The organism is Marinimicrobium locisalis, assembly GCF_039822625.1.
GTDB lineage: Bacteria > Pseudomonadota > Gammaproteobacteria > Pseudomonadales > Cellvibrionaceae > Marinimicrobium > Marinimicrobium locisalis.
The window spans coordinates 11,807-30,574 of sequence record NZ_JBDLLG010000033.1; the positions used below are offsets into that span (position 1 = coordinate 11,807).

Consider the following 18,768-nt stretch of genomic DNA (forward strand, 5'->3'; position numbering starts at 1 on the left):
CGATCTATGGATAAACTGATGATTCAGAGCGGGCCACCGCTCAATGGCGAGATTCGGATTTCCGGCTCCAAAAATTCGGCTCTGCCGATTCTGGCGGCAACGCTGCTGGCCGACGGCCCGGTAAAGGTGTGCAATATGCCGCACCTGAACGACATCACCACCATGCTGGCGTTGCTTCGCTGCATGGGGGTAGGGGTCACTATTGATGAGAAAATGAGCGTCGAAATCGACCCTACCAGCATTGATGACTTTACCGCGCCCTACGAGCTGGTAAAAACCATGCGTGCCTCGATTCTGGTTCTGGGACCGCTGCTGGCCCGGTTTGGGGAGGCCAACGTATCCTTCCCCGGGGGCTGTGCCATCGGGAGTCGGCCAGTGGATATCCACCTGCGTGGCTTGGAGGCCATGGGGGCCGAGATCGACGTGGATGAGGGCTATATTCGCGCCCGCAGCAACGGCCGCCTGAAAGGGGCGCATATTCTGATGGATACCGTCACCGTGGGGGGCACCGAAAACCTACTGATGGCGGCGGTGCTGGCTGAAGGCACCACCGTGCTGGAAAATGCCGCCCGCGAACCGGAGGTGGTGGACTTGGCCAACTGCCTGGTTGCCATGGGTGCGCAGATCGAGGGCATCGGTACGCCCACGATGACCATCCACGGTATGGAGCGGATGCACCCCTGTACTTACAGCGTTATGCCGGACCGGATTGAGACCGGTACCTATCTGGTGGCGGCAGCGACCACCCGCGGCCGGGTGCGCCTAAAGGACACCCGGGCGGACATTCTTGAGGCGGTGTTGCTCAAACTCGAAGAAGCGGGTGCCCATCTGAGCTATGGCGAAGGCTGGATTGAGCTGGATATGAAGGGCAAGCGCCCGCGGGCGGTGAATTTGCGTACCGCGCCTTATCCGGCTTTTCCCACCGACATGCAGGCCCAATTTACCGCCATGAACGCGGTGGCCGAAGGGTCGAGCTCGGTGACCGAGACCATTTTCGAAAACCGGCTGATTCAAGTACACGAACTCAATCGCATGGGCGCCAAAATCACCCTGGAAGGCAACACTGCCATGATCCAAGGCGTGGAGAAGCTGAAAGGGGCCCCGGTGATGGCCACCGACCTGCGGGCCTCTGCCAGCCTGGTGATTGCCGGCTTGGTGGCAGAAGGTGCCACGCTGGTGGATCGCATTTACCACATCGATCGCGGTTATGAGTGCATCGAAGAAAAGCTGCAAATGTTGGGCGCCAACATTCGCCGGGTGCCCAACTGAGTTCGCCGAAAGCCAATTAAGTAAGACGAGAGCCATGAGCCAGACATTGACCATTGCCCTGACCAAGGGCCGGATTTTGAAAGAAACGTTGCCCCTGTTGGCGGCGGCGGGCATTGAGCCGGCGGAAGATATCGACAAAAGCCGTAAGCTGGTGTTTGAAACCAACCGCGAGGGAGTACGTCTGCTGGTATTGCGCGGGGCGGATGTACCCACCTACGTCCAGTTTGGCGCGGCCGATATGGGCATTTCCGGCAAGGATACCCTGATGGAAAATGGGGCCGAAGGCTTGTACGAGCCGCTCGACCTTAACATTGCCCGGTGCAGGCTGATGACCGCCGCCATCAAAGGGTCGCCGCCGAGCCAGGGGCGCCTGAAGGTCGCGACCAAGTACGTGAATGTCGCCAAGCAATATTACGCCACCTGTGGCCGCCAGACCGATATCATCAAGCTCTATGGTGCCATGGAGCTGGCGCCCATCATGAATCTGGCGGACGAAATCGTGGATATCGTGGACACCGGAAATACCCTGCGGGCCAATGGTCTGGAGCCGCGAGAGCATATTGCGGATATCAGTTCCCGGCTGATCGTAAACAAGGCGTCCATGAAGATGAAGCACGTGATCATTCAGTCGGTTATCGACGCGGTCGGTGCCGCCGTGGATGCCCAGCGTGAACCCGAGAACGTCTGAGCCGAGGCCACGCTTTCGGCCAGCGCGCTCCAGCAAGGCCGAATAAAGAAAGCCGAGTAAAAAAGCCCCGACCATCCAGCCCAATAGCCTTAGAAGGTGAGAAGAACCATGTCTGAAAAAACGCCCTTGATCGCCCGTTTGGACGCCGCCAACGCCGATTTCGATGCGCACCTGGACGCTCTTCTCGCCTGGGACAGCGTCTCCGATGCCGGCGTGGCACAGGTGGTGGAGGAAATTCTCGAGGCGGTGAAGCACCGAGGCGATGCCGCCGTGGTGGAGTACACCAATAAGCTGGATCGGCGTGATGGGGAGACGATGGCGGACTTCATGGTGCCCGAGGCGCAGTTGACCTCCGCCCTGGAGGGGCTTCCCGCCGAGCAACGGGAGGCGCTGGAGATGGCGGCCGAGCGAATTCGCGCCTACCACGAACACCAGCGCCAGCCGTCTTGGGATTTTACCGAGGAAGATGGCACTCGTCTGGGGCAGAAGGTGACCGCCATGGCCAGAGTGGGGCTCTATGTGCCGGGAGGCAAAGCCTCTTACCCCTCTTCGGTATTGATGAACGCTATCCCGGCGAAGGTGGCCGGGGTCATGGAACTGGTAATGGTGGTGCCGGCGCCCGAGGGCGAGCTGGATCAAATGGTGCTTGCCGCCGCCGCCGTTGCCGGGGTGGATAAGGTCGTGACCATTGGTGGAGCTCAGGCGGTGGCCGCGCTCGCTTACGGGACCGAAACGCTGCCCAAGGTCGACAAAATCGTGGGGCCCGGGAACATTTATGTGGCCACCGCCAAGCGGGCTGTCTTCGGTTTGGTGGATATTGACATGATTGCCGGCCCGTCGGAGATTTTGGTGATCTGCGATGGTAGAACCGATCCCGACTGGATTGCCATGGACTTGTTCAGCCAAGCCGAGCACGACGAGCAGGCCCAGTCGATTCTAGTCAGCCCCGACGGCGAATTTCTGGATAAAGTTGAGGCGGCCATGGAGCGTCTGTTGCCCACGCTCCAGCGCGAGCGCATCGCCAGAACCTCCCTGGCCAACCGTGGCGCTTTGATCAAAGTGGCGGATATGAACCAGGCTCTGGCGGTCAGCAACCGTGTGGCGCCGGAGCACTTGGAACTGTCCGTGGAGGACCCCGAAGCCCTGTTACCGCAGGTTGAGCACGCCGGTGCCATTTTTATGGGGCGCCACACCCCCGAGGCGCTCGGGGACTACTGCGCCGGCCCCAACCACGTGCTGCCCACCTCCGGTACGGCCCGGTTCTCTTCGCCGTTGGGGGTGTACGATTTCCAGAAGCGAAGCTCCATTATTTACTGCTCCCCCGAAGGCGCCTCGAGACTGGCGCGCACTGCCTCGGTATTGGCCAGGGGGGAGGCGTTGGAGGCCCACGCTCGCTCCGCCGAGTACCGCTACCGGGAGGACTGACTTCGCCTGCGGAGGCACCACCTCAAAAGCGTAAGCCAACACGGGAAGAAGGCAAACACAAAAAAGCCCGCGAAATGCGGGCTTTTTTGTGGGCGGAACTACCGCTTAACTGGCCGGCACCGGCCGCTCGGCAATTGTGGTGGTCAGCGTCATGGGCTCGCCGTTGCGGCGAATGCTTAGGGTGACCTTACTGCCCGGCGCAGTGGCGGCTATCTTGTCCATCCCCCGGCGGCCGTTGCCGACATTTTCATCATCAATATGGGTGAGGATGTCCCCGGGCCTGAGCCCGGCCCGTTCCGCGGGGCTGTTGGGCATGACTTCGGTCACCAGTACGCCATTGTTTTTTGTGCCGTTTGAGCTCTGAACGCCCCTGGTGAATGGCCGTACCGCGAGCCCTAACCAACCTCGCACCACTCGCCCGTGCTCTATAATTTGGCGCAGTGCGTCCATGGCGGAGTCCGCCGGAATGGCAAAGCTGATCCCCACATTGGTATTGCCTTCACCCAGGATGGCGGTATTAATACCGAGTAGCTGGCCGTGGATGTCGATCAGCGCTCCTCCAGAGTTCCCCACGTTCACCGCCGCGTCGGTTTGCAGAAAGTTTTCATATTCGCTCAAGTTGAGGTTGTAGCGCCCGGTCGCACTCAGAATGCCTTGAGTGACGGTTTGGCCCATACCGAAGGGGTTGCCGATTGCCAGCACCACATCCCCGATTCGGGCCTGTGTGGGCTCCGGGACTTCGATGGCGGTGAGGTCATCCATCTCGATCTTCAGTACCGCCAGGTCGCTCTCGGGGTCTGTGCCTACCAGCTCGCCCCGGACTTCCCGGCCGTCATACAGCACGATCAGTATCTCTTCGGCATCTTCAATAACATGTTCGTTGGTCAGCAGGTAGCCGCGTTCATCGACAATGACACCGGAGCCCAGGGCGGACTGCATGCGTTCCTGCTGGGGGCGGTCGGAATTGCGGAAAAAACGGCGGAAGTACGGGTGGTCCGCCAGCGGGTGGCGTTGCTCTTCCCGCATTTTCTGGGTGTAAATACTTACCACGGCGGGCGCTGCCCGGTCGACCGCATCGGCGTAGGAGGTAATCTGCTGTGTTTGAACGGGAGGCCGTGGTTGTGGCTCTGACCCGCTCGGAGGGCGTAGCTCAGGGAACGCCATTAGCGCAATGAGTGCAATGAGGAGCCCGGTAGCGACCGGCCAGCCGAGTGACTGGAACAGGCGTCTTGCGCTCATTATTTTATCTCCGCGTTTTGGGGTGGCGGTTCTTGTCAGACAAACCCCTGCCTCCATGACAGGGGTGCTCGGGGCTGGTCAGCGGTTTCGCTGGGCCGGTGCGGGCTCCGGGGCCTCCCGGTTCGAGTCCTCTTCTGCCACATAGGCGGTGGTGCTCCCAAAATGGTAGGGGGAAGGGTGCTCGGTGTCTTCGTGCAGGCCATACTCTTCGCTGAGTTGGCCGGTGCCTTGTTTGGGGGCCCAGTCGCGGGGCACCTCCACGTGCTCCTCGCTGAGGTAGGTTTTTTCGCTACCGAGTAGCTCGGTGTTGGCGGACTCCAGAATTTGGCGACTGAGCGCGGGGGTGGTGAGCTTGAGCGCGCTATTGGCCAAGTGCTCGTATACCTCGCGGTAGCTTTGGGTCAAGTTATTGACCAGACTGGACGTTTGGGCAAAATGCTCGGCAACGTCCTGCTGATACTGCTTAAGCTCATTTTCGGCGCGCTGCACCCGTTCTTCCAGTTCTCGATTCTGGCCGCTCGGGCTGACCAGTTTAAACAGAACTGCGCCCAGGGCGGCGCCGCCCAGAAGGCAAAGGAGTGCGGTGATGATCAGGGTGCCGAATGAAAACACAAATTTCTCCTCTCGGTGGATGCCGTTCTATGGCCCAAGTAAGTCGCTTCATTGCTCGATCAATCGCTCAATCAATCACGGGTTGGCCTGCAAATTAACGAGCGCTCGCGCTATTATACGGCCTTTTGCCGTTTGGGGCGTCATTACACCCGGTGGTTTTCGCTTTTTTTCCAGCGGCACAGTTTTTAAGGGTTTAAGTCTTCTTCGTCCGGCTCGCCGCCGGTGGGCATTGTCCGCCAGTGCAAAGCCGGTATTGGCAACTGAGGTGCCCGTGTCTGTATTTTCGCAAACCGAGACCGCAATTACCATCAATGGCCCTGCGGGAGCCATTGAAGCTCGTGCCCGGGGAGGCGATCCCGATGGGGTGCTGGCCGACCCGGGGCGAATCGCGGTGATTTGCCATCCCCATCCTCAGCATGGGGGCACCATGGATAACAAAGTCGTATCGACTCTGGCCCGGGTATACGGTGAGCTAGGGGTCAATACGGTACGCTTCAATTTTCGTGGAGTTGGGCAAAGCCAAGGCCGGTATGACCGGGCCGTGGGAGAGGTGGATGACCTGCTCGCCGTCCAGGCCTGGGCCCGGGACCAGCGTCCCGACGCCAGGCAGCTGCTGGCCGGCTTCTCGTTCGGCTCAGCGGTGGCCGCCGCTGCGCTCTACCGAGCGTCGGTGGGTGTGGATCACCTCACCCTGGTCGCTCCCCCCGTGGAGCGTTATGACTATGATCGGGAGGGGCGCTTCCCTTGCCCCGTCTGCGTGGTTCAGGGCGGTGCTGACGATGTGGTTCTTCCCGAGGGTGTGTTCGAATGGTATGAACACCACCTCGTTTCGCCCCGGCGCCTCTTGCGGTACGAGGAGGCCGGCCACTTCTTCCATGGCCGCTTGACCGATCTCAAACGCGACCTGTTGCGGGTCATCCCCGAGCAACTGGAGGCCTCCTGATGCTGGATACCGCTGTCGGCCCTGAAGCCCGATATCAGCGCGACCTGGAGCGTTCCGATTTTGTCCGAGACCCGGCCCAGATGCGCGTGGTGGCCGAGCTGCAGGCCCTGTATGAGCGCTTGTTGGCCGAGCCCCGGCGAGAGCCTGCGCTGGCCGCCTGGTGGCGACGCTTACGCGGAGCGCCGAAAACGCCGGTGACCGGCTTATATATATGGGGCGGTGTCGGCCGGGGCAAAACCTATTTGATGGACACCTTTTACGAAAGTCTGCCTTTTGAGTGCAAGCTGCGGGCGCACTTTTACCGGTTTATGCGCCGGGTTCACGCCGAGCTCAGGCAACTGGACGGCCAGAAAAATCCCATGGAGCAGGTGGCCGACAAAATTGCCGATGAGGCCCGGGTGCTGTGCTTTGACGAATTCTTTGTCTCCGACATCACCGACGCCATGCTTCTGGGGACCTTAATGCAGGCCCTGTTCCGCCGGGGGGTTACCTTGGTCGCCACGTCTAATATAGAGCCCGATGGCCTCTATAAAGACGGTTTGCAGCGTGCCCGTTTCCTGCCCGCCATCGACCAGATTAAGCGCCATGCCCGCGTCATTGAGCTCGACAGCGACAATGATTTCCGGCTGCGGGCGCTGGAGCAGGCGGAGCTATACCATACGCCCCTGGACGAAGCGGCGGACGAGAGCTTGATGGCCAGCTTTAAAAGTCTGGTGCCGGCGGAGGGGGAAATCTGCGCGGATCAGGTGTTGGAGGTGGAAGGGCGACGCCTGCGGGCTCGCTACCTGGGAGAGGATGTGGCCTGGTTCGAATTTACCGCCCTGTGCGATGGTCCCCGCTCCCAGAATGATTATATCGAGCTCGCGCGGGAATACCATGCCGTCATTTTGAGCAATGTACCGGCAATGGGGTGGGGCAATGAGGATCAGGCCCGGCGCTTTATCAGCCTTGTGGACGAGTTTTACGATCGGCGGGTCAAACTGGTAATATCCGCAGCCACACCGTTGACCGCGCTTTACCGCGAGGGCCGGCTGGCGTTTGAGTTCCAGCGGACGATTAGCCGCCTGCTGGAAATGCAGAGCCACGACTACTTGGCTCAGCCGCACAAGCCTTGATCGGTCTTTATTTACCGCAACGGGGCCTCCTCATCGTACAAGCTCCGACGGAGCCTCCGATCCGAAGGGAGGCGACAGGTGAAAATCCCCGGTATCCCCTTGAAAACCGGGCGGGAATTCTATAGTATTCGCGCTCTTTTTGTGGGAAGCACCTCCTGAGGCAGGAAATAACATGAAGACTTACAGTGCTAAACCTGAAACCGTCTCTCGCGACTGGTTCGTCGTTGACGCCGAAGGCAAAACCCTGGGCCGTATGGCCTCGGAGATTGCCCATCGTCTGCGCGGCAAGCACAAGCCCGAGTACACCCCCCATGTGGACACGGGCGACTACATTGTCGTGATCAACGCTGAGAAAGTTCGAGTGACCGGTAAGAAGGCAAGAGACAAGATCTACTATCATCACACCGGTTATATCGGCGGCATCAAGTCCATCAGCTTCGAAAAGCTGATCGCCAAGGCCCCCGAGCGCACCATTCAGAGCGCCGTCAAGGGTATGTTGCCCCGCGGGCCGCTGGGTCGCGCCATGTTCAAAAAACTCAAGGTTTACGCCGGTAATGAGCATCCTCATACCGCGCAGCAGCCTCAAGAACTGACTATCTAACCGGGAAGCTGATTATGGCAGTTACTCAATATTACGGTACCGGTCGCCGCAAGACCTCCACCGCCCGGGTATTTATTACCCAGGGTAGCGGTACTATCACCGTCAATGGCCGCCCGCTGAACCAGTATTTTGGTCGCGAAGTGGCACAGATGATTGTGCGTCAACCGCTGGAAAACGTGGAAATGACCGAGAATTTCGATGTGCAGGTTACCGTCAAGGGGGGTGGTAGCTTCGGTCAGGCCGGCGCCATTCGTCACGGGCTGACTCGCGCTCTAATGCAATACGATGAAGCGCTGCGCGGCTCCCTGCGTGAAGCTGGCTACGTGACTCGTGACTCTCGCGCCGTTGAGCGTAAGAAAGTGGGTCTGCGCAAAGCCCGTAAGCGTCCGCAATACTCCAAGCGTTAATGGGAGTGGCCTCTTTCACGGTCTGTGGAAGAGGCGCGGCACCTCCGAGCGAGAAAACGCCCAGGCCGTCTGCTGGCCCGGGCGTTTTTTTATGTCCGCTCGACCGTTGGCGTGTTGGCCCGGAGGCCGGAGCGCGGCTTATTCTTGTAAGCGGCGCGCAATTTCTTTAAGATTGGCCACTTTTTGAGTATCAATAACATCATTCTAAATCGTTGAATTTCAGTGATTTACTGGCCGTCGGAAGCTGTTAGGGGAGAAGATCGTCATGACCGATGACGTTGTCAATAAAACGCGTCGCCGCGTGTTGACAGCAGCCACCTCAGTGGTGGGTGCTGTTGGTGTCGTGGGTGCCGCCGTTCCTTTTGTGGGGTCCTGGAACCCCAGCGCCAAGGCGAAAGCCGCCGGCGCACCGGTTCGGGCTAATATCGGCAAGATGGAGCCCGGGCAAATGATCACCGTCGAATGGCGGGGCAAGCCGGTGTATATCGTTCGCCGCACCGAGGAGGCCATCGAGGGCCTGAAAAAGGTGCGGGATGAACTGCGCGACCCCGCCTCCGAGGAACCTCAACAGCCCGAGTACGCGCAAAACCCAACGCGCTCAATCAAGCCCGAATACTTGGTGCTTCTAGGCCTTTGTACCCACCTGGGCTGCGCGCCTCTGTTCCGCCCGGAAGTCGGTAGCGCCGACCTCGGTGGCGAGAGCTGGCAGGGGGGCTTCTTCTGCCCCTGCCACGGCTCCAAATTCGATATGGCAGGCCGCGTTTATCAGGGCGTGCCCGCCCCGACTAACCTCGAAGTACCACCGCATCGTTACGAGAGCGACTCACTGCTCGTCGTGGGCGAGGATCAGGAGGCTTAAAAGAATGAACTGGTTAACTGGAATGTGGCAGTGGGTCGATCAGCGCCTCCCGGTGCAGCGCGCCTGGGATACCCACATGGGCAAGTACTACGCGCCCAAGAATTTTAATTTTTGGTACTTCTTCGGGGTACTGTCTCTTCTAGTGTTGGTCAACCAATTGGTGACTGGCATCTGGCTCACCATGAACTACACCCCGACCGCCGAGGGTGCCTTTGCCTCGGTCGAGTACATCATGCGGGATGTGGAGTACGGCTGGCTGTTGCGCTATATGCACTCCACCGGCGCTTCTGCCTTTTTTGTGGTGGTGTACCTGCATATGTTCCGCGGGTTGATGTACGGCTCCTATAAAGCGCCGCGCGAGCTGGTGTGGATTTTCGGCATGACCATCTATCTGGTCCTGATGGCCGAAGCCTTTATGGGCTATGTGCTGCCTTGGGGACAGATGTCCTATTGGGGGGCTCAGGTCATTGTGTCGCTATTCGGGGCAATTCCCGGCATTGGGGATGAACTGGTCACCTGGATTCGCGGTGACTACCTGATTTCCGGTATTACCCTAAACCGCTTCTTCGCGCTGCACGTGGTGGCGCTGCCCATCGTGTTGTTGGGGCTGGTGGTCCTGCACATTCTGGCGTTGCACGAAGTGGGCTCCAACAACCCTGATGGGGTCGAGATCAAGAAGAACAAAGACGAAAACGGCATCCCCAAAGACGGGGTTCCCTTCCACCCCTACTACACCGTGCACGATCTGGTGGGTGTGACGGTCTTTTTGTTCGCCTTTTGCTTTGTCATGTTCTTTATGCCCGAGATGGGCGGCTTTTTCCTCGAGTACGCTAACTTTGAGGAAGCGAACAACCTTAAGACGCCCGAGCACATTGCGCCGGTTTGGTACTTCACCCCGTTTTATGCCATTTTGCGGGCGGTCACCATCGAAATCGGGCCCTTGAATGCGAAATTCCTCGGGCTTATAGCCATGGGCGCGGCTATTGCCATTCTCTTTGTGCTGCCTTGGTTGGACCGGGCGAACGCCAAGTCCATGCGTTACAAGGGGCACATTCCCCGGGTAATGTTGATGGTATTTGCCGCCATGTTCGTGGTGTTGGGGTATCTGGGGGTTCAGTCACCGACCGCGGGCCGTACGGTTCTATCCCAAATTGGCACCGTCTTTTATTTTGCCTACTTCCTGACCATGCCGGTTTGGACCAGCAACCGCCCGCCCGAGCAGCGCAGCCAGGTGGCGCGAATCCTGTCGTTTGCCGTTTGCTGGGTATTTGCGTTGATGTTCTTGGCGATGACGCTCAACGGCATTCTGGAAGAGGGCGATGTACCGGTCTTCCTGCGCCTGTTTGGCCTGGTGCTGGCCGGCGTGTTTGTCGCCTTGCCTTGGCTGGCTGATCGCGATGGCGAGCAACCCGTGCCCGAGCGCGTGCAGTCCAAAGGCTTGCCGCTACGGCTGGTGCTGGGCGGACTGGCGTTGTTTGCCATCCTGGTGGTAGTGCCGATTAAAGCGGTCGGCGCCGGGGGTGGCGGCTGTGGCTCCATCCCCTGTGACGTGATGGAGCCGGATCTCTCCAACAAAGAGTCCCTCCAGCGCGGGGCCAAGTATTTCGTGAACTACTGCATGAGTTGTCATTCGGCCAAGTTTTCCCGCTACGGCCGGGTGGCTGACGATTTGGGTATTCCCGAGGAGGTTGCCAGGGAACAGCTGATTTTTGGCGACCAGGCCATCGGTGACCTGATGACCACGGCCATGACCGAAGAGCAAGGTAAGCAGTGGTTCGGTGTTCAGCCTCCGGATTTAACGCTGGTGGCCCGCTCGCGCAACCCGGAGTGGCTCTACACCTACTTGCGCAACTTCTATAAAGACGACAGCCGTCCTTTCGGGGTCAACAACCGCGTCTTTGAAAATGTGGGCATGCCCCATGTGATGATTGATTTACAGGGTTTGCCGGTGTGTGCCGCCGGCCCCAAGCGCGATAGCCATGGACATATTGTCCGCGATGGCGCGGGAAACCCTGTGATTGATGAAGAGTGTGGTAGTCTGGAGCCTGGGGAAATTGAAGGCAGTATGAGTGAGGAAGAATTCGACCAGGTGATCTATGATCTGGTGAACTTCCTGGAGTACCTGGGCGAGCCCGCGGCTATGGAACGCGAGCGCATGGGTGTGTTTGTGCTGCTATTCCTGTCAGTGTTGTTTGTTTTCGTGTACCTGCTCAATCGCGAGTACTGGAAGGGAATTCACTAGACTGGGTAATCAAGGGGCGCCTTCCGGCGCCCCGGTTTGATCTCTGGGGAGGTATTTGCCAATGGGTGTGGTGACTAAACGCTCATCCATGACTCTGTTTTCCGACGGCGGTGACCATTACAGCCATCGGGTAAGGATAGTGCTCGCGGAAAAAGGGGTGTCGGCCGATGTGATCGATGTCGACCCCAAAAACAAGCCTCGGGAACTGGCGGAGCTTAACCCCTACAATACCCTGCCGACGCTGGTGGACCGTGACCTGGCGCTGTATGAGTCCAAAGTCATCATGGAGTATTTGGATGAGCGCTTCCCGCACCCGCCCTTGCTCCCGGTGTACCCCGTGGCTAGAGCTCAGAGCCGGCTCTGGATGTATCGCCTGGAGCGCGACTGGGCGCCATTGGTAGACACCATACTCTACAGCAAGAGCAAGGAAACGGTGACCAAGGCACGCAAGGCGCTTAAGGAGAGCCTGTTGGCGATTTCGCCCATTTTTGCGGAAATGCCGTTCTTTATGAGCGAGGAGTTCACTATTGTGGACTGTTGCCTGGCGCCCATTTTGTGGCGTTTGCCGATGCTTGAGATTGATCTTGGCAAAGGTCGGCAGGCCCAGCCGCTGCTTGTTTACCAAAAGCGGCTATTCGCCCGTGACGGCTTTATCAAAAGCCTGACCGAGGTTGAACGGGACATGCAAGCCCGCTAAACCTCACATTCACACTTTGCATTCCTGGGGAAATCCCACGCAGTTACGAGGGGAGACCGTCTTATGGCAATGACCTCCAGCAGGCCCTACATGATCCGCGCGCTCTACGAGTGGATCGTCGACAACGGCTGTACCCCTTACATCCTGGTGGACGCCCAGGGCCCGGGCGTTGAGGTGCCGCAACAGCACGTCAATAAGGAGGGCCAGATCGTCCTCAATATTAACCCCACGGCGGTCAAAGACCTCTTTATCGGGCTGGAGCAAATCAACTTCAATGCCCGTTTCGGCGGTATTCCGACGGACTTGGTCATTCCCTGCGGGTCGGTGCTGGGTATCTACGCGCGGGAGAATGGACAGGGCATGGTCTTTGAGCCCGAGCCCAACCCCGAGCCGCCGAAACCCGACCCTGACTCAGGTAAGAAGCCGGCTCAAAAGGAAGGTGCAAAACGCCCCAATCTGAAAGTCGTCAAATAGTGGTTTCTTTATAACTTAAGCCGATTAACAGCTTTTAGTTATTGCGAATACTTATTTGCGGCTCCCTCCTCACTCCTGGATACTGTGGGTATATAACAATTAGTAACAGGAGTACGATCGTATGGCGATGTTGCAACACACCCTGGGTATTTTCACCAATCCCGATCGCGAGTGGCAGCGTATTCGCAGCGACAAAGAATCTTTTCTGGCGGTTTACCTTCGTCATGTGCCTTTGCTGGCGCTGATTCCCTGCATTGCCGCCTATTTCGGTGTGACCGAGGTGGGTTGGAGTGTGGGTAACGGCGGGATGGTTCGCCTAACCAGCCAGAGCGCGCTCTTAATGTGTGCCGCCACTTACATTGCCCAACTGGTGGCGATCTACGTGCTGGGCGAATACATTAACTGGATGTCCCGAAGCTTTGGGGTCGCGGACGATGCCAAGCAGCGGCATTTTGAAGGCACGGCACTGGCGGTTTACTCGGCCATCCCGATGATGCTGGCAGGGGTAGTTTTGGTCTATCCGCAGCTTTGGCTGGTGGTCTCGGTGTATGTGTTGGCGGCCTGCTACTCGGTATACCTGATTTACGAAGGCATCCCCATTTTAATGAATATCCCCAAAGAGCGTGGTTTCATCTATGCCAGCTCCGTGATTACCGTTGGACTGGTATTGGCGGTCGTGGTGATGGTCTCCACCGTTATCGTATGGAGTTCAGGCGTGGGCCCGGTTTATACCAGCTGATCGGCAGTAACAAACGAACCTAGAAAAGCGGCCCAAGGGCCGCTTTTTTTGTGAGGCGCCGCTTGTTATTTATTGCAAACTTTTGACACATTTATGGCGCTGCTGTCACAGAACTGTCATGTCAGGCCGGTAGAGTGCCGCTTCAGATGGGGTATGACCCACATCGGGGGACCCAATTCACTGATTGAGAGGAGCGCTCTATGAACGCCATTACATTCTTCAAAGGTCTGGCCCTGGCCGGCTCCATGGTGTGTGCCGCCGCTACCCAGGCACAAACCGAAGTTGACCCGAACCTGCCGGAGTACGAGGCGGTGTCAGGCGTTTCCGGCAACGTCACCAGCATCGGCTCCGATACCCTGAATAACCTGATGACGCTCTGGGCGGAGGAGTTCGCCAAATTCTATCCGAACGTCAACATTCAAATTCAGGGCGCGGGTTCCTCAACCGCTCCGCCCGCTCTGACGCAGGGAACGGCGAATTTCGGCCCCATGAGCCGCGAGATGAAATCCTCTGAAATTCGCTCCTTTGAGAAGGCTCAAGGCTACAAGCCGACTGCCGTGCCAGTGGCGGTGGATGTTCTGGCCGTATATGTGAACAAAGACAACCCGATCAAAGGTCTTACCCTCCCGCAGGTGGATGCGATGTTCTCGGAAACCCGTCGCTGCGGCTATCCGGAAGACATTACCCGGTGGGGCCAGGTCGGTCTGGAAGGGGACTGGGAAAACCGCGATATCGCTCTGTACAGCCGCAACGCGGTATCAGGCACTTACGGCTATTTTAAAGAACATGCCTTGTGTGGCGGTGATTACAAAGCCGGCATCAACGAGCAGCCCGGTTCGGCCTCGGTGGTACAGGGCGTGAGCGAGAGCCGCAATGCCATCGGCTACTCCGGCATCGGCTACAAGACCTCCAGTGTTCGCGCCGTTCCCCTGGCACGTGAAGAAGGCCAGGATTTCGCCGCTCCCACCTCGGAAAACGCCTCAAACGGTTCCTACCCGCTCTCTCGTTTCCTCTATATCTACGTCAATAAGCACCCCAACCGTGATTTGGATCCGATGCAGGCGGAGTTCCTGAAGATGGTGCTTTCCAAGCAGGGGCAGGAAGTGGTTGTTCGGGATGGGTACATTCCGCTGCCCGCTACGGTAGTGGAGCGGGTCTACAAGGAACTGGGGTTATAAAACCCTAGCCCAGCACGGATAGGTCAGCAGGGGCTGTTGGCCGTCCATTGAGCTGGATGGACAGAAGAAGGGGCATCACCGCGTGGCGGGATGCCCCTTTGTCATATGGTTGTCACAAAAATGTCATCTTACCTTGTTAGGATGCACGCGCTTTCGTCAGAGTCCTCCTTTTGAGAGCTTTGACCGAGATTCTCCGGCCCAGGATTCACGCACTATGTCAGAGCGACAGTCTAACCCCCACGCTCGCCAGAGTTTGATGCCCAATGCCGAGCAACGCGCCCGCCTGCGCAAAGTTCGACGGTTCAAGGATGGTTTGTCCCGCTACGGTGTTGGTACCGCGGGAATGATGGTAGTGGCCTCGTTGGCGTTGATCTTTTTATACCTTTTCTCCGAAGTGGCGCCCTTACTGCGCGGCAGCAGCATTGACGTCACCTCCGACTACCGGTTCGACATTTCCGAGGGTGACGACCGTGTCCGCCATCTTGTGCTTGAGCGCTACGAGGAAATGGGCGCGAGTTTCAGCGCCTCTGGAGATATTCATTTTTTCAATGTGGACTCGGGTCAGGTCCTGGCCTCGTTCCAAGCGCCGGGTTCGGAAAGCCTGACCGTCAGCGCGGTCGGGCACAGTGTGCCGAATGATAAGTTGGTGGCGTACGGCTTCTCCAACGGTCAGGCGTCGGTGGTTCGGGAAGACTACGAGCTGAGCTACCCCGGTGACCAGCGGTTGGTCACGCCAGGGCTTGAGTATCCCCTGGGTGAAGAGCCGGTGGTGCTTGCTGAAAGCGGCCAGCCGGTTACCAAGCTCAGTGTGCAGAACACCGACATGGGAATCATGCTGGCCGGCGTTGCGGAGGACCGGCGCTTGGTGCTGGGGCGCTTTCGTATGAGTCAGAGCCTCTTTGGGGACAGTGGCTCGGTACAGGCGACTCGCTTTACTCTGCCCCCTCTGCCAGGCGGAGCGGAGGTCCAGAAGCTGCTGGTGGACGACTCCGGACGGTTCTTGGTCGTCGCGGACGACCAAGCGCAGCTGCACTTCTACAATGTTGAAATGCCCAGTAATGCCCACTTGCTCGAAACGGTGCCCACTGAACGTGGCCAGGTCACCTCCATGGAGTTTCTGGTGGGCACGCTGTCGGTGATTGTGGGCACGGAGAGCGGTTCCGTCAGCCAGTGGTACCTGATTCGCGATGACAGCAACCGTTTTCACCTCCAGCCGGTCAGGGATTTCGAGTCCCTCGCCGGACCGGTTACCGCCATCGCGCCGGAATATACCCGCAAGGGTTTCGCCGCCGCCGACTCGCAGGGCCAAGTCGGCCTGTTTTACGGTACCTCATCCGATACGCTGGTGATCAAGTCGGTTGCGGACAACTCGATCGAACAACTGGCTCTTTCACCCATTAACGGCCGGTTATTGGCGCTTGATGACCAGCAGCGGCTGCATATTGCCGATGTGTGGAATAAACACCCGGAAGTGTCGTTCAGTTCCATGTGGCAGAAAGTCTGGTATGAAGGGCGCCAGCAGCCGGAATACGTATGGCAGGCTTCGGGTTCCTCGGAGTCCTTCGAGCCCAAAATGAGCTTGGTGCCGCTGTCCATCGGCACGCTCAAAGCGGCGTTCTTCGCCATGTTGTTTGCCATTCCTTTGGGCGTCATGGGCGCGGTATACACCGCGTACTTTATGACCCCCAAGCTGCGCGGTGTGGTCAAGCCCACCATTGAGATTATGGAAGCGTTGCCCACGGTGATTCTCGGTTTTCTTGCCGGCCTTTGGTTGGCGCCGTTTCTGGAAAATCACCTTCCCGCTATCTTCAGTATTTTGATCATGTTGCCGGTGACCATGTTAGCGGTGGGCCTGATGTGGAGCACCTTACCTTCGTTTATTCGTAATAGTATTTCCGAGGGGTGGGAAGCGGCTATTCTGGTTGTTCCCCTGATCTTGATCGGTTGGGCCTGCGTGGCGCTCAGTCCCTACATTGAGGTGTGGTTCTTTGATGGCAGCATGCGCCAGTGGCTGACGAACCACAACATTGACTATGACCAACGGAACGCACTGGTAGTGGGGTTGGCAATGGGCTTTGCGGTGATCCCGACGATCTTCTCCATTGCCGAAGATGCGGTGTTCAATGTCCCGCGTCACCTGACGCAGGGGTCCCTGGCATTGGGGGCGACGCGCTGGCAAACGGTTGTTGGCGTTGTATTACCGACGGCCAGTCCGGGGATTTTCTCCGCCGTGATGATGGGCTTTGGCCGGGCCGTGGGGGAGACCATGATCGTGTTGATGGCGACCGGTAACAGTCCGGTTTTGAACTTCAACATCTTTGAGGGCATGCGCACCCTGTCCGCCAATATCGCCGTGGAGCTACCGGAAACCGCCATCGACAGTACTCACTTTAGGGTTTTGTTCCTGGCGGCCCTGGTGCTTCTGTCACTGACTTTCCTGGTCAACACCCTTGCGGAAGTCATTCGCCAGCGTTTACGCAAACGCTACAGCAATCTGTAACGATTCGGGAGCCTGATAGATGAAAGCGTGGTTTAAAAGTGGTGCCCCCTGGGTCTGGCTGAATGGCGGCGCGGTGGCCCTGTGTATGATTATGGTGGTGGGGCTGCTTGGCCTAATCGCCGTGCGGGGCTTCGGTCATTTTTGGCCGGCCGATATTCTAAAAACCACCTCCGTTAACGAGTCCGGCGAGACGGAAGCGGTGTTGGGCGAGATGGTTCGCAAGGAAGTTATTTCCGCAGAAGTGGCGCGAACCAACGGTTATGCCGTCGATGAGGACGTGTTATTGGTGACGCGTTACTTGATTAAAGAGGGTAACCGGGACTTAGGTGCCGACTTCAGTTGGTACCTGGATGTGGGAATGGGCCCGTGGAGCTACCCGGATAACGCCATGATGATTGAGAGGCGGGAGTGGGGTAACTTTTACGGCTTCCCGGTCGCTCTCAATGAACAGGGCGAACAAGTCGCTCGTGTGGGCGATGATCGCTTCTGGGAGGAGCTGCATCAACGGGTGGACCGCAGCGTAGAGTTGCACGCGAAAATCAACCATATGGAAGAGTCGGAAATTGGCGCGGTTAACCATGAACTGGAGCGATTGCGGCTCGAGGAGCGACGTCTTGAGCTGGAAGGCGTATCCGGTCAGGAGTTGGCCGAAGCGCAGGCGCGTATCGCCGAGGAGCGGGAGGTGCTCAACGCCCAGTACGCCGAGATCAAACAGGAGCGCGATGCCCTCTATCGGCAGCTTGAACGCGACAGTTTCGAGGTGGTGACCGTGGACGGCACTGAGCGCACCATTGGGCTTGACAACATTGTTCGGGTAACCCGTCCGAATCAGTTGGGGTTGTTTGGCAAACTCGGCCATTACATGGAACGTTTCTGGGAGTTTTTGACCGAGGAACCCAGAGAGGCGAATACCGAGGGTGGCATTTTCCCCGCTATTTTCGGGACTGTAACCATGGTTTTGGTTATGTCCATCATGGTGACGCCTCTGGGCGTCCTTGCGGCCATTTATCTGCGTGAGTATGCCCACCAGGGCACTTTCCTGAAGCTGATACGAATTTCGGTTTACAACCTGGCCGGCGTGCCCTCAATTGTGTATGGCGTCTTCGGGCTGGGCTTCTTTGTCTACTTTCTCGGCGGGAATATCGATGAACTGTTCTTTCCCGCCTCTCTTCCGGCCCCGACGTTTGGTACGCCGGGTCTATTTTGGGCGTCGCTCACACTGGCGCTGCTGACCCTTCCGGTGGTGATTGTCTCCACCGAGGAGGGGTTGGCCCGGATTCCCAGCACCATTCGCCAGGGTAGCCTGGCGCTGGGGGCCACCAAATCGGAAACCCTTTGGAAGGTGGTGGTGCCCCTGGCGACACCCGGCATGATGACCGGGCTGATTCTCGCCATTGCCCGCGCCGCCGGGGAAGTGGCACCACTGATGTTGGTGGGCGTGGTAAAGCTGGCGCCCAGCCTACCGATTGACGGCAACTATCCCTACTTGCACCTGGACCAGAAAATCATGCACCTGGGCTTCCATATCTACGATGTAGGCTTTCAGAGCCCCAACGTAGAGGCCGCTCGTCCGCTGGTGTACGCCACGGCGCTGACGCTGGTGCTATTGATTATTGTGTTGAACCTGACAGCGATCAAAATTCGCAACAGCCTGCGGGAGAAATACCGCAGCGCCTCGGATTGATAGCGGGAGCGAACCATGCTAGAACAGACAACTGAACGAAACGATGAATCGGCACAGAGCCGCTCCGCTGACGCAGCGGGGGCCGCCGCGCCCCGA

17 protein-coding genes are annotated in these 18,768 nt (G+C 58.3%); 15 read left to right on the forward strand and 2 right to left on the reverse strand.

Going from position 1 to position 18,768, the window contains the following annotated elements; genetic code table 11:
- Nucleotides 1-6 precede the first annotated feature (6 nt).
- The 3 genes from murA (at nt 7) to hisD (ending at nt 3,382) form a co-directional block, all read left to right on the forward strand.
- On the forward strand, nt 7-1,269 hold the full coding sequence (gene murA, locus AAE514_RS17205; protein WP_347332799.1) for a UDP-N-acetylglucosamine 1-carboxyvinyltransferase: 1,263 nt from the start codon (nt 7-9) through the stop codon (nt 1,267-1,269).
- Nucleotides 1,270-1,303: 34 nt separating this feature from the next.
- Nucleotides 1,304-1,957 carry an ATP phosphoribosyltransferase gene (hisG, locus tag AAE514_RS17210; RefSeq protein WP_347332800.1) on the forward strand — a complete coding sequence of 218 codons (654 nt, stop codon included), beginning with the start codon at nt 1,304-1,306 and terminating at the stop codon, nt 1,955-1,957.
- A 108-nt stretch (nt 1,958-2,065) separates the two neighbouring features.
- Entirely contained in the window at nt 2,066-3,382 is a 1,317-nt protein-coding gene (gene hisD, locus AAE514_RS17215; protein WP_347332801.1) for a histidinol dehydrogenase, read from the forward strand.
- 105 nt (nt 3,383-3,487) lie between these two features.
- Here hisD and AAE514_RS17220 read toward each other — a convergent pair whose 3' ends face one another.
- Nucleotides 3,488-4,621: a trypsin-like peptidase domain-containing protein gene (locus tag AAE514_RS17220; protein ID WP_347332802.1), complete on the reverse strand. Its 1,134-nt coding sequence runs from the start codon at nt 4,619-4,621 to the stop codon at nt 3,488-3,490.
- 78 nt (nt 4,622-4,699) lie between these two features.
- Nucleotides 4,700-5,233 carry a Z-ring associated ZapG family protein gene (locus AAE514_RS17225; RefSeq protein ID WP_347332803.1) on the reverse strand — a complete coding sequence of 178 codons (534 nt, stop codon included), beginning with the start codon at nt 5,231-5,233 and terminating at the stop codon, nt 4,700-4,702.
- Between the two features lie 271 nt (nt 5,234-5,504).
- On the opposite strand from AAE514_RS17225, the gene AAE514_RS17230 reads away from it, so the two are divergent.
- The 12 genes from AAE514_RS17230 to pstA all read left to right on the forward strand — a co-directional run bounded on the left by AAE514_RS17230 (nt 5,505) and on the right by pstA (nt 18,672).
- Nucleotides 5,505-6,176: an alpha/beta hydrolase gene (locus AAE514_RS17230; RefSeq protein WP_347332804.1), complete on the forward strand. Its 672-nt coding sequence runs from the start codon at nt 5,505-5,507 to the stop codon at nt 6,174-6,176.
- Complete coding sequence (gene zapE / locus AAE514_RS17235; RefSeq protein ID WP_347332805.1) at nt 6,176-7,291, forward strand: cell division protein ZapE; 1,116 nt, start codon at nt 6,176-6,178, stop codon at nt 7,289-7,291. Before AAE514_RS17230 ends, zapE begins: the two co-directional genes overlap by 1 nt.
- A 172-nt stretch (nt 7,292-7,463) precedes the next feature.
- Nucleotides 7,464-7,892 carry a 50S ribosomal protein L13 gene (gene rplM, locus AAE514_RS17240; RefSeq protein WP_347332806.1) on the forward strand — a complete coding sequence of 143 codons (429 nt, stop codon included), beginning with the start codon at nt 7,464-7,466 and terminating at the stop codon, nt 7,890-7,892.
- A gap of 14 nt (nt 7,893-7,906) precedes the next feature.
- Nucleotides 7,907-8,299, forward strand: coding sequence for a 30S ribosomal protein S9 (gene rpsI / locus AAE514_RS17245; RefSeq protein ID WP_347332807.1), 393 nt, complete (start codon nt 7,907-7,909; stop codon nt 8,297-8,299).
- 265 nt (nt 8,300-8,564) lie between these two features.
- Nucleotides 8,565-9,158 carry a ubiquinol-cytochrome c reductase iron-sulfur subunit gene (gene petA, locus AAE514_RS17250; RefSeq protein WP_347332808.1) on the forward strand — a complete coding sequence of 198 codons (594 nt, stop codon included), beginning with the start codon at nt 8,565-8,567 and terminating at the stop codon, nt 9,156-9,158.
- A gap of 4 nt (nt 9,159-9,162) precedes the next feature.
- Nucleotides 9,163-11,400: a ubiquinol-cytochrome c reductase gene (locus tag AAE514_RS17255; RefSeq protein ID WP_347332809.1), complete on the forward strand. Its 2,238-nt coding sequence runs from the start codon at nt 9,163-9,165 to the stop codon at nt 11,398-11,400.
- 61 nt (nt 11,401-11,461) lie between these two features.
- Nucleotides 11,462-12,097 carry a glutathione S-transferase N-terminal domain-containing protein gene (locus AAE514_RS17260; RefSeq protein WP_347332810.1) on the forward strand — a complete coding sequence of 212 codons (636 nt, stop codon included), beginning with the start codon at nt 11,462-11,464 and terminating at the stop codon, nt 12,095-12,097.
- A gap of 63 nt (nt 12,098-12,160) precedes the next feature.
- Nucleotides 12,161-12,571, forward strand: a complete 411-nt coding sequence (locus AAE514_RS17265; RefSeq protein ID WP_347332811.1) for a ClpXP protease specificity-enhancing factor — start codon at nt 12,161-12,163, stop codon at nt 12,569-12,571.
- A gap of 121 nt (nt 12,572-12,692) precedes the next feature.
- Nucleotides 12,693-13,310 carry a Yip1 family protein gene (locus tag AAE514_RS17270; RefSeq protein ID WP_347332812.1) on the forward strand — a complete coding sequence of 206 codons (618 nt, stop codon included), beginning with the start codon at nt 12,693-12,695 and terminating at the stop codon, nt 13,308-13,310.
- Nucleotides 13,311-13,510: 200 nt separating this feature from the next.
- On the forward strand, nt 13,511-14,488 hold the full coding sequence (locus tag AAE514_RS17275) for a PstS family phosphate ABC transporter substrate-binding protein (protein WP_347332813.1): 978 nt from the start codon (nt 13,511-13,513) through the stop codon (nt 14,486-14,488).
- 214 nt (nt 14,489-14,702) lie between these two features.
- Nucleotides 14,703-16,988 (forward strand): ABC transporter permease subunit, encoded by a 2,286-nt coding sequence (locus AAE514_RS17280; protein WP_347332814.1) that lies wholly within the window; start codon nt 14,703-14,705, stop codon nt 16,986-16,988.
- A 19-nt stretch (nt 16,989-17,007) separates the two neighbouring features.
- Nucleotides 17,008-18,672 carry a phosphate ABC transporter permease PstA gene (gene pstA / locus AAE514_RS17285; RefSeq protein ID WP_347332815.1) on the forward strand — a complete coding sequence of 555 codons (1,665 nt, stop codon included), beginning with the start codon at nt 17,008-17,010 and terminating at the stop codon, nt 18,670-18,672.
- The last annotated feature ends 96 nt before the right edge of the window (nt 18,673-18,768 follow it).